Below are 11,812 nucleotides of genomic sequence, written 5' to 3' on the forward strand. Positions count from 1 at the left end.
AGGAGGTTTTGTCAAGTACTTTTTTTGTAAAAAAAGAAAAGAAATCCTTTAAATGCCGATGAAATCAGGGCTGAAGGAATTCTGAAATTTTTCTAAAATACTTAAGTTGACCACAGTGGGGTCAGACCCCGGTAAAAAACGGTAAACTTTGTAAGTAGAAAATAAAAATATTCTGAAATTTTTATTAAATTGAAAACCCCTGTGTGTTAGGATAGTTGTCAGAAGTAAAATGAAGGGGTCAGACCCCTGGTAAAAATTGCATGAAGAGTTAAATACGTTTGAGAGAATATACAAATTAATTGTAGAATACAATTAAGTGTATTATACAAATTAAATGAAAGTGAGAGATACAAATGTTAGAAATTAACACCCAATTAACTAACAAAATCATTCTGGTAACTGGTGCCGCCGGTTTCATCGGTTCAAACTTAGTGCTGGAGCTGATCCGCACACAGAGTCCGTGCACCATTATTGGTATCGACAATATGAATGACTACTACGATGTGTCAATCAAAGAGTACCGTCTGCAGCAGATTGAATCCGCTGTGAAAGATTCTGACTCTACGTGGACCTTCATCAAAGGCTCCATTGCAGACCGTGCTTTGATTGATGATATCTTTGCTACTTACAAGCCAGCAGTAGTTGTGAACTTAGCTGCACAGGCGGGCGTTCGTTATTCCATCACGAATCCGGATGTCTATGTGGAATCCAATCTGATCGGTTTCTATAACATCCTTGAGGCTTGTCGTCATTCCTATGACAACGGAGAAACAGAAGTAGAGCACCTCGTTTATGCTTCTTCCTCATCTGTGTACGGATCTAACAAGAAGGTTCCGTATTCCACAGACGATAAGGTAGATAATCCGGTATCTCTGTATGCGGCTACAAAGAAGAGCAACGAGCTGATGGCTCATGCTTATTCCAAACTCTACAATATTCCTTCCACAGGACTTCGCTTCTTTACAGTATATGGTCCGGCAGGCAGACCGGATATGGCATATTTCGGATTTACAAACAAGCTGCTCAAGGGTGATACCATTCAGATTTTCAACTACGGTAACTGCAAGCGTGACTTTACTTATGTAGATGACATTGTCGAAGGTGTTAAGAGAGTTATGCAGTGTGCTCCAGAGAAGGTAAACGGAGAGGATGGACTTCCGATTCCGCCGTATCGTGTGTACAACATCGGCAACAACAGCCCGGAGAATCTGTTGGACTTTGTAGATATTCTGCAGCAGGAGCTGATCCGTGCAGGTGTACTGCCAGAGGACTATGACTTTGAAGCACACAAAAAGCTCGTTCCGATGCAGCCGGGAGATGTTCCAGTCACTTATGCAGACACATCTGCTTTAGAGCGTGATTTTGGTTTCAAGCCGAGCACCAGCCTCCGGGAAGGTCTGAGAAGATTTGCGGAGTGGTATAAGGAGTTCTATTTATAATAGAACAAATAGAAAACCTCTGTCAGGATTCACATTTCTGTGATTCCCAGGCAGAGGTTATTTTTATGGACGCGAGTTAGATAAAACTAATTGCTCTTAGTCTCTCTGGAACAAGTCTCTCGTATATACTTTTTCTCTTACATCATCCAGACAGTTGTCATAGCGGTTTGCAATGATGCTCTGGCTGATTCTCTTGAATTCTTCTAAGTCATTAACCACTCTGGAACCATAGAAAGTGGTACCATTTTCAAGTGTTGGCTCATAAATCACAACAGTTGCGCCCTTAGCCTTAATTCGCTTCATGACACCCTGGATAGAAGACTGGCGGAAGTTATCGGAGTTAGATTTCATGGTCAGACGATATACACCGACAACAACTTCTTTTTCCTTTGCAGCATCCCAGGAGCTGTTTGCTTCATAAGCACCAGCGATTTCGAGTACACGATCTGCAATGAAATCTTTACGTGTTCTATTACTCTCTACGATAGCAGACATCATATTCTGCGGTACATTATCATAGTTGGCAAGGAGCTGCTTGGTGTCCTTTGGCAGGCAGTATCCGCCGTAACCGAAGGAAGGGTTGTTGTAGTGTGTACCGATACGAGGATCAAGACAAACACCGTTGATAATCGCCTGTGTGTTCAGACCTTTCATCTCTGCATAAGTGTCCAGCTCGTTGAAATAGGAAACTCGAAGAGCGAGGTAGGTGTTTGCAAATAGCTTAACTGCCTCTGCCTCGGTGAATCCCATGAATAGAGTATCAATGCCTTCCTTGATTGCTCCCTGCTGCAGAAGTTCTGCGAAAGTATGAGAAGCAGCAACAAGTCTTTCATCGGATTCATCTGTGGAAACGATGATACGGGATGGATACAGATTGTCATACAGAGCCTTGGATTCACGCAGGAATTCCGGGCTAAAGATGATGTTCTTTGTGTTGTACTTAGCACGAACGCTTTCAGTATATCCAACCGGGATCGTGGACTTGATGACCATGATAGCGTCCGGATTTACCTTTAATACTAGTTCGATGACAGCCTCTACAGCGGAAGTGTCAAAATAGTTCTTCTTACTGTCATAGTTGGTCGGAGCAGCGATAACAACATAATCAGCGTTTTTGTAAGCAGTTTCGCCGTCAAGAGTTGCGGTCAAATCCAGATCCTTTTCTGCCAGATACATCTCAATATAATCATCCTGAATCGGAGGTTTCTTGTTGTTGATGAGTTCTACTTTTTCCGGGATAATATCAACTGCAGTCACATGATTGTGCTGTGCGAGAAGAGTGGCAATGGACAGACCAACGTATCCGGTACCGGCAACAGCGATATTCATCGGCTCATGCTGCTTTTTTGCTTCTGTAGTACCGTTCACAAACAGATCAGTTGGTTCAAAGCCCAATACTTCTCCAAGTGCCTCTAATTGCGGGATGGACGGCATGATGTCTACAGATTCCATGCGGCTGATAACAGCGCGATTGATGCCGGTAGCATCAGCAAGCTGCTGCTGTGTCATATTCTTGGCTTTTCGTTTCTCGGTGATGGTCTGAGCCATCAGAGCCTGTGATAATTTTTTCATTGTATATGTACTCCTTTGGGTAATTGTAATTTGCGTTAATTAGAATAACAAAATCTGCTAACATGTATGTAAGCGAAAACTATTTATATTATAGTGCGAATGTTAAAAATGTCAATATTTAAGATAAAAATAAATCTAAAAAGATAAAAGAAACTGCTGAACACATAAAATAGTGTTAAAAATATTAACATTAAGTAATTGATATGTACTTTTTCCTAGTCCATGATGCTGCTGTGTAAAGAAAAATAAATCAGAGGAGGAGTGTCATGGATCAAACAAAGCAATTGATTGAGAGAATCAAGCAGTACCTTGAAAAGCATCCGGAGAGATATACGGGAGATGTAGATATGTAGATACATTATTATATTCTTAGGTATTGTGTTTGGATCTACAGTATTCACCAGACCAAAAACGATTCGGCAGTATAAATTGATCCCATTGTGGTCATGGGGAACGATTATTTGCTGCCAGGACTGGTCATTATTAAAAGAAAATTTTTTAAACTGTATATTATTATTGCCGGCAGGAGCACTACTTCCTGCAATTGTAAATCATAAGGTGAAATGGTATCAGGCTCTTTTGGTGGGAATAGCTATATCTGCAACCATAGAATTTTGTCAGTTGATTTTTATGCGTGGGTTGTTCGAGTGGGACGATATGATCCATAATGGGCTTGGCTGTATGGTGGGATGTCTTTTGGCAAATCTGCAAATAAATGGGGATGAGGAGGTATGAAGGCTGTTCCACTATAGAAGAAAAAACTATTTACTATCATCATTATAGACTGTAGAATGGTAAGTGAAAAGTTCCACAGAAGTTTGGTAATTTAATATATAGAAGCTTATTTAATATAAGTATGAAAAACAGAGAATGGATTTTATAAAAATGATTTTACTTATTAACAGAAGGAAATGTTTGACAAATGATAACGAAGAAGGTTCTTTCAGATAAGTATGTAGAGCAATTATATGATTTATTTGAAAGGAAAAACTGGAACACACAGGAGATGGGAAAATACTCTGTATTTGACAGATTTTGTGAGAGAATGGCAGAACTGGAGACAGATGTACAGCGTGATTTGATACTTGGTCTTACTGAAAATTTTTTATGGGTAAACAGCAGTATGTATGAACAATATTTGCTGGTTACTTTTCAGAAACTTTTCCAGGATAAATCATGGAATCCGGAAAAAGGGAAAAATATTTGTATTTGCCCATTGCTTCCGGAAGAGGATTTTGGGAAAATAAAAAGTTCTACTTTTATGTTGTATTTATGTCAGAGTATATTGCTTCGAACATATGAAGAATTTCAGGACGGACAGGTGCGGATTTGTGAGACACCAGAAGTGTTGAAAGAGGAGAAATACAGAAAAAATATAGATTCAGTTATTTTAATTGATGATTTTATTGGAAGCGGTGAAACAGCTCTTGGCTGTATGGCATATTTGGATTTTCTGAGACAGGAAGGAAAAAAGATGTACATTCTTGCTATGGTTGCGCAGAAAGAGGGAATAAACAATATTCAAAAAGAAGGAATTCCTGTCTTTGCAGATGTTGTACGTGAAAAGGGCATATCAGACCAATTTGAAAAAGAAGAAGCACAGCAGAAACTAGATGAAATGAAGAAAATAAGTAAATTGCTGAAGGTTCCTTCCGAAATGTATCTTGGATTTTTACAGGCAGAAAGTCTGGTTGCTATGAATAAAACTCCTAATAATACATTCCCGGTATATTGGCATGAGAAGAAGGGGCATTCGCGTGCACCATTTCCAAGAAAAGAAAATGTGAAAATGATCAGAAAAGAAAATAAAGAACAGGAAAGATATGAGAGAAGGAATTGAATTTTTGATATTAGATACGATAAAAAGGCATGGATCGATAATGCCGCTTTTTAAAGCGGGGTATTCATATGCAAAGGTTATGGAATGGGGAAAACGATTGGAGAAAGAAGGAAAAATTTCTTATAGTGAAGATGGAGTGAGAAATTTGACAGAGCTAGGAGAGCAGAGATGGAAAAGCCTGAAAGGGACAAAACATACTTTTTCGATTTTGCCCCTGGAGGAATACAGAGTCAGTAAAATAGACATAGACGATATATATTTACCATGATATAATAAATTTGCCTTTGAAATCTTTAGACTTAGCACATTTGTGCGGGATTAGCGAGTCGTTAATCTTAGAGGAACTTATTTTTCGAGCCATAGTAAGACTTGTTCGTTCTTTTACAGGAGTAAAATCCCAAACAAGTCTTACAGGTCGTGATTTTGTTCCAAAATCACTTCTTCTTATCCTTTCCTTCGGAAAGAATAAGACTGATATTTCTGGTAAAGATTTCAAAGGTTTTTTAGGTGGATGAAATGGAATGGAATGAATATAAAATTGCATTTATTGAAGCAGCACGAAAAAGTGGGAAAAATAATGCATACTGTGAAAAATATTTGAATTATGCGGAGCAGCTGTGGATGCACCATATGCCTGTTATTTATACGCAGGAACATTTATGTGCCTTGCTGGGCTACCTGCCAACATATGTATATGCTGCGGCAAATGCACCGGAAGATTTTTATCGGCAGTTTTTAATTCCGAAAAAGAATGGTGGAAGCCGAATGATTTCAGAGCCATTGCCTAATCTGAAGGAAATTCAGGAGTGGATTTTAAAAAATATTTTATATAAAGCAGAAATCAGTACTTACGCAAAAGCATATATTCCAGGAAAGTCAGTAAAAGATAATGTGCGTTTTCACAGAAGACAGAAAAAGGTATTGTCATTAGATATTAAGGCCTTTTACGATCACTTGACTGACTGGATGGTATTTCAGTTTTTTATAGAAAAAGGATATAATGAGGCTGTAGCTATGATGCTGACAGGCTTATGTTGTTTAAGAGGATGCCTGCCGCAGGGAGCACCAACAAGTGCGGCACTTTCCAATCTGCTAATGGTAGAATTTGATGAAAAAGTAGGATTGTTTTGTAAAGAAAAAAAGATCCGATATACACGATATGCAGATGATATGACATTTTCGGGAGATTTTGATGAGCTAGAAGTAATACGTTTTGTCAGGCAGGAATTAAAATCCATAGGATTGCGTTTGAATATGAAAAAAACAAGAACACGAAAACAGGGACAGCAGCAGGAAGTTACAGGAATAGTTGTCAATTATAAAACACAGCTTCCCAAAAGTATTCGTAAAGAAATTCGCAAAAATATGTATTATATTCAAAAATTTGGGCTGGAATCTCATTTGGAATATATAGGTCTGGAGTGCAGGAATTACCGAGAGCATTTACTGGGGCAAATAGGTTATGCATTATTTATTAATCCGAAAGATCAGGAAATGAAGCGGTATAAGGAGATTATTCATGATGTGGACATTTGTTGCAAAAAGCAGACACCAGACAGGTTTGTATAATTACAGTTGAAGCTGGAGTGCCGGCGGATCAGCTTGCCAGTTATTCTGTTAGACAGTAAAATCAAAATACGCTGGGGTAGAGTATATTCAGCCTCGGTAGTATGCAGAAAAAAGCGAATTAAAGAACAGCGTGTCGCTTCCTGGTTACTTAAGTGATGAGTTAGATGCCCACTTTTTAACTCCTAAAGTTGAAGTTTATGGAAGATAGCTCTTGCAAAATGCATGATATTGGAATAAGATAAGTGGGAAAATTATGGATAAAGCAAGAAAAGAGGAGAATAATGAGATTATTAAAAAAACTAATCATTGGTTTCGTGACAGCCGTACTTATGATCAGTGCGTGTATGGGAACTGTACTTGCTGAAGAAGAGACAGAAAGTGAAACACAGTTACAGGAGGATACAGAATCAGGTACATATAATGTTCTGTTAATTGGTGTAGACAGAAGAGATGATTCCTGGTATGGCAACTCAGATGTTATGCTTTTGGTTACTGTGAATCCACAGAAGGAAAAGATATATCTGACATCATTTATGCGAGATTTGTATGCAGATATCCCTGGTATAGGCGTACATAAGTTGAATGCGGCCTGTGCGAATGGCGGTGCAGAACTGTGTGTACAGACGATTAAAGAGAACTATCAGGTTCAGATTGATAATTATGCAATGGTAGATTTCAATTCTATGGCAGAGATCGTAGATGCAATCGGTGGAGTGAATCTTGAGATTTCTGATGCAGAGATGGAATACATTAATGCTCATATTGCAAGCCAGTATTCTCTGGCAGGAAAGGATGATCCTGTATATCTGGATCACGCAGGAGAAGTGTGGCTGAATGGATATCAGGCAGTTGTATATTCCAGAAACCGCAGTACAGGCGGGACATCTGATTTTGGACGTACAGAGCGTCAGCGTAAGCTGTTGACAGCGATTTTTGAGAAAGCACAGTCTGATTATGAAGAAACACAGTCATCCGGTACACTTCAGACATTGTTATCATATGCATCTCACGATTTGACAGGTGCGGATACTTTAAAATTGATGATGAAAGTATCAGACTGGCTGACTTATGAGATTGAAGAAGTTCGTGTGCCGTTTGATGATATGTATTATATTGATAACGAGATATTAACACCGACTGATATGTCGGCTACAAGAGAAAAATTACAGGACATTCTCTACAGATAAGCAAGTGTAGAGTCAGAACTTGGAAACAATATGCGAATTCCATAAAGATTTTAGAAATGATGAGACTGTTGCTCTGGCAGAGATATTGCCGGCAACAGTCTTTTTGTCTGCTCTGAGATTCTCAATTCTCAAGGGTATTACAGTGTCAGACTAATTTGCTTTTGTATGAATTCGATTTTGCGACATTAAAACATACATAAACAATAAGAGACAATAGCAAACAAAAAGAGAATGAAAGTTGACAATTGAATTACTGGAAGATATAATGAAAAAAACATTATATTTGAATAAATGGGGGCAGAAATGTTAGATTGGGATAAGTTGCTGTGTGATGAACGGATTAGAACAAGCACTGTAGTAAAAGATGAACATGTGACAAGGAATGAGTTTGAAGCAGATTATGATCGAATTGTGGGATCTTCGTCGGTCAGAAGATTACAGGACAAAGCACAGGTATTTCCACTTCAGAAAAATGATGTTGTCAGAACAAGGTTGACACATTCAATGGAAGTATCGGCTATTGCCCGTTCATTGGCTAAAACAGTGGGACTGCGTCTGGAAAGAATGGGTATTTTTGACAGAGAAAAGACAGAAAAGTTAATGGGAATGTTACAGACAGCAGGACTGATACATGATTTGGGAAATCCGCCGTTTGGACATTATGGTGAAACAGTGATAAGAAACTGGTATCAGTCTAAAGTTGTTGATGTGAAAAGGAACTTGGATAAACATTATAAAACCGAGCAGGAAGATGCAGATTTTTTGTATTTTGATGGCAATGTTCAGAATTTAAGAATAGTAACCAAGTTGCAGACAATGAATGATCGGTACGGAGCGAATTTTACATATGGGACGCTGGCTTCGATTATAAAATATCCATATAGTTCAATGACTACAACTCATCCCAAGCATAAATTTGGATATTTTAAGTCAGAAGAAGAGATTATGAAATCAATTTGGCAGCACACAGGACTTTCCGAGGGAGTCAGACATCCGGCAGCATATCTTCTGGAGGCAGCAGATGATATTGTATATATTTGTGACGATATTGAGGACGGTGTGAAAAAAGGGTATATTCCTTGGAATAAAGAATATGATCAAATAAAGCAGACATTTAAAGAGAATACTATATATCAGAAACTATTTGAAAGAATTGACGCTAAAAAGGCAGATGCCGGATTAGGTGAAAGAGAAGGACTGCTGGCTCAGGTTAAATTGTTTCGAAATTATGTTCAAGGACATTTGATCAGAACGGCTGTAGATAGTTTTTTTGACCATTATGAACAGATAATGAATGGAGAGTTTGGCATAACAGATTTATTAGAGTCAGATAAGGAACTTATTAAATGCCTGAAGAAGCTGACAGCAACTTATTGTTTTACCTGTGATGAGGTATTAACGTTAGAGATTGTTGGAGAACGGACAATAAAAGAACTATTGAATATTTTTTATGATGCAATACATACTTCAAATGTAGAAGTGATAGAAGACAGTAGTAAATATGAAGGAAAAATATATCATCTGATATCTGATAACTATAAGTATATTTTAACATTTGATTATAAAGAAAATAAGCAAAAGTCATTAAAAGATGTAAATGAATATGAAAAAATGCACCTGATTGTGGATTTTGTTTCAGGTATGACAGACTCATATGCTGTTTCATTATACAAGAAATTATTGGGTATCAGTTTACCGGAATAATGGTGATTTTATGTATAATAATCTAAGGATAGAGATAGAAGAATATTTAAAAAAATATCCACCGGCATTGTGGCTTTATAAGATGCTTATGCAGGCGGGAGATGTATATGTCATGGGTGGTTTATTACGAGAATATAAAGATAAAGACAAAATTGCAGAATTGCGAGACGCAGATTTTACGATTAGTATAAAAGATAGAAAAGTGTGGGATGAATTACTTCGACAGATACCACATAAAAGGAACCATTTTGGAGGATATAAGTTTTCGTGTTCTGGATTTATTGTTGATATTTGGGATGTAAAAAAGACATGGGCTTTTGAGAAGCAAGTGATTAAAGTAGAAAATAATAATTACTTTGAGTACCTGTCCCAAAGTGTCTTTTTAAATCTGGATGCAATCATATATGATTTGTCAAATGATAAATGGAATGATCTAATCTATCAGAATGCTGTGAAAAATGGCGAGTTGGGAATCGTTTTGAGAGAAAATCCGTTTAAAGAATTGAATATTTTAAGAGCAATGGTGCTTAGGGAAAAGTATAATATGCGTTACTCAAAAGAATTAGCCAGGATGATTTTGGATTATTCAACAGAAGAGACATTTCTGAAAGATATAATAAAAATGCAGGAAGAAAGATATGGTTATATTATACTGGGTATAGGAAAAATCAGGCAGGAAGTGGAATACGCTTGCAGATGTATATGAAATCTGTGCTTGATGAGAGTTACCGGAGAATCATACTCTGCTATTTTTTCATGTGGAGGGTCTGATTATGTTACCTGAATTAGCGGTAGGTGAACTTACAGATTTAGTAGTTAGTGCTGCTGGCAGAGTTATAAATAAAACTAATTCTGTTCACAGCTGGAAGCAGCTGTTTGTTAACAGTGGAAAGTTTTTTTGCGAATATGAAAAGAATGCGGATCAGATATTTGATGATTTGTCAGTGGCATTATCTTCACAAAATATGGCTAAACTGGCAGCAGAATTGGACTCTGAAAATGGATATGAGATAAAAGGCAAACTTTTTAATTATATATTATCTTTATTACATCAATATGAGGTTCCAGAAGATGTTGCATTGTCATATGCATCTGGGATAACCAATGAAATCATAAATGGGATAAGTGTTATTGCCCCAGAAAAGTATGACCGCTATTTTTTGAATGATTGGAGAGAAGAGGACAAATCATATTTACAGAGTTTGTCAGTTAAAATTGAAAAAATAAATACAGCTTTAACGACGTTCAACGAACGTAAAATCAATGTTTATTCAGCAAATGATTTTGATATAGAATTAAAAAGAAAGACTATAAATCCCAGAATAGGTATTGATTTCTTTGAAATTGATGATGATCGTTTTAAAACTGCTTTTTCAGAAAAAATCCATGATAATAAAATATGTGTTCGAGGAAGATTTGTTGAAGAAACAATTTATTGTATTTTAAACGAATTGTGGAGAATGCGAGAACCACGAGCTGTTTTTGTTGTTCAAAGTGAAGAGGACTGGGGACATTTGAGAAGCATTGAACAGGAAGGAAACATTTATATTCCTAATTTTGTAGCAGATGAAATAGTTCCTATTGATAATAACACGAATATTTTTATCTATACAGACAATATCCCTGCTTTTTCTAATGAAATAATAGAGCTTAGACCTCGCACGTATGAGACGATTTCGAAGTGTTTAATTCGTGCTGGGATGGAGATAAATAAAGCAAATGCATTAGTTGCTGAAACGCATGGATTATATGTTGCCATGAAAAAGAAGTTATTTAATGGTCAATTGTTAAAGATGCCACTGTGGATATCTGGCTTAGATAATAAAATAAAGAAGACGTGTCTGTTGTTGGGGCAGTGGACTGAGTGCGAAGGTGATATAGCAGTTGTTGAAAACTTGTCCGGAATGAAGTACGAAGAGTTTGTCGATAAATTGATGCCTTATACGAAAGGAGAGGATCCATTTATTCATGGGATATAAGGTGTCAGGCACCAATGTGGTCAACCTAATGTCAACTTAAGACAAGTGCCTGCTTAGGTTAATGAATAACGGTGCGAAATCGAGAAAAGAGGAAGGTAGATTTGAAAAGAAGACGCACTTTAATAGAGCTTCACAGAAAAGCCCTATTAACAGCTATTGATTTTAGAATGCAACTTTTTTATTGTTAAAATGTGTTCTGCCTATTGCTTTGTTCTTCTTCCGCCGGAATGTTCTTCCAGGCATAATCTGAGATCTGCATCGGAGAGATTCCTTATATAGTCTATCAATTGCAGATAAATCGAAAAGATTACACAGGATTTTGGGAACTATTGTTTTGATACGTCCGATAATAAATGCTCGGTTTGCTTGGTATCGATATTTATTCGTACTTTTAGCGGTAATCTGAATTTCTTCATCAACTTGATTTTTAATAAGAGATGATAGGTTTGAAAGAAGTACGTTGATATAAAATTCTTGAAGCACTGAAGTGGTTGTTGCACCGGAAAATTCTTCAATAGCAAG

Annotated in this window: 10 protein-coding genes and 1 pseudogene; 9 read left to right on the forward strand and 2 right to left on the reverse strand. The window is 37.2% G+C overall.

Annotated features, from left to right (window positions below; all coding sequences use genetic code 11):
• The first annotated feature begins 353 nt into the window (after window positions 1-353).
• The gene (locus H8716_RS16670; RefSeq protein ID WP_249310100.1) at window positions 354-1,439 is read left to right on the forward strand and encodes an NAD-dependent epimerase/dehydratase family protein; all 1,086 of its coding nucleotides are present in this window, start codon (window positions 354-356) and stop codon (window positions 1,437-1,439) included.
• A 96-nt stretch (window positions 1,440-1,535) separates the two neighbouring features.
• Here the strand turns inward: H8716_RS16670 and H8716_RS16675 are convergent, their stop codons facing one another.
• A complete protein-coding gene (locus tag H8716_RS16675; protein ID WP_249310101.1) occupies window positions 1,536-3,011 on the reverse strand; it encodes a nucleotide sugar dehydrogenase in 1,476 nt (491 codons plus the stop codon).
• Window positions 3,012-3,374: 363 nt separating this feature from the next.
• On the opposite strand from H8716_RS16675, the gene H8716_RS16680 reads away from it, so the two are divergent.
• The 8 genes from H8716_RS16680 (at window position 3,375) to H8716_RS16715 (ending at window position 11,290) form a co-directional block, all read left to right on the forward strand.
• Window positions 3,375-3,746: a VanZ family protein gene (locus H8716_RS16680; RefSeq protein ID WP_330606673.1), complete on the forward strand. Its 372-nt coding sequence runs from the start codon at window positions 3,375-3,377 to the stop codon at window positions 3,744-3,746.
• 310 nt (window positions 3,747-4,056) lie between these two features.
• Window positions 4,057-4,851 carry a phosphoribosyltransferase gene (locus H8716_RS18165; RefSeq protein ID WP_456298681.1) on the forward strand — a complete coding sequence of 265 codons (795 nt, stop codon included), beginning with the start codon at window positions 4,057-4,059 and terminating at the stop codon, window positions 4,849-4,851.
• On the forward strand, window positions 4,835-5,119 hold the full coding sequence (locus H8716_RS16690; protein ID WP_249310106.1) for a hypothetical protein: 285 nt from the start codon (window positions 4,835-4,837) through the stop codon (window positions 5,117-5,119). The genes H8716_RS18165 and H8716_RS16690 overlap by 17 nt, the downstream gene beginning before the upstream one ends.
• 248 nt (window positions 5,120-5,367) lie before the next feature.
• Complete coding sequence (locus H8716_RS16695; RefSeq protein WP_249310108.1) at window positions 5,368-6,420, forward strand: reverse transcriptase family protein; 1,053 nt, start codon at window positions 5,368-5,370, stop codon at window positions 6,418-6,420.
• A 281-nt stretch (window positions 6,421-6,701) separates the two neighbouring features.
• Complete coding sequence (locus H8716_RS16700) at window positions 6,702-7,607, forward strand: LCP family protein (RefSeq protein WP_249310110.1); 906 nt, start codon at window positions 6,702-6,704, stop codon at window positions 7,605-7,607.
• A gap of 303 nt (window positions 7,608-7,910) precedes the next feature.
• Entirely contained in the window at window positions 7,911-9,311 is a 1,401-nt protein-coding gene (dgt, locus tag H8716_RS16705) for a dGTP triphosphohydrolase (protein ID WP_249310111.1), read from the forward strand.
• Window positions 9,312-9,321: 10 nt separating this feature from the next.
• The gene (locus tag H8716_RS16710) at window positions 9,322-10,017 is read left to right on the forward strand and encodes a hypothetical protein (protein ID WP_249310112.1); all 696 of its coding nucleotides are present in this window, start codon (window positions 9,322-9,324) and stop codon (window positions 10,015-10,017) included.
• A 67-nt stretch (window positions 10,018-10,084) separates the two neighbouring features.
• Window positions 10,085-11,290 carry a hypothetical protein gene (locus H8716_RS16715; protein ID WP_249310113.1) on the forward strand — a complete coding sequence of 402 codons (1,206 nt, stop codon included), beginning with the start codon at window positions 10,085-10,087 and terminating at the stop codon, window positions 11,288-11,290.
• 162 nt (window positions 11,291-11,452) lie between these two features.
• Here H8716_RS16715 and H8716_RS16720 read toward each other — a convergent pair.
• Window positions 11,453-11,812: pseudogene (locus H8716_RS16720) on the reverse strand (IS4 family transposase); the annotation flags it as partial.

The organism is Jingyaoa shaoxingensis (assembly GCF_014385005.1).
GTDB lineage: Bacteria > Bacillota > Clostridia > Lachnospirales > Lachnospiraceae > Marvinbryantia > Marvinbryantia shaoxingensis.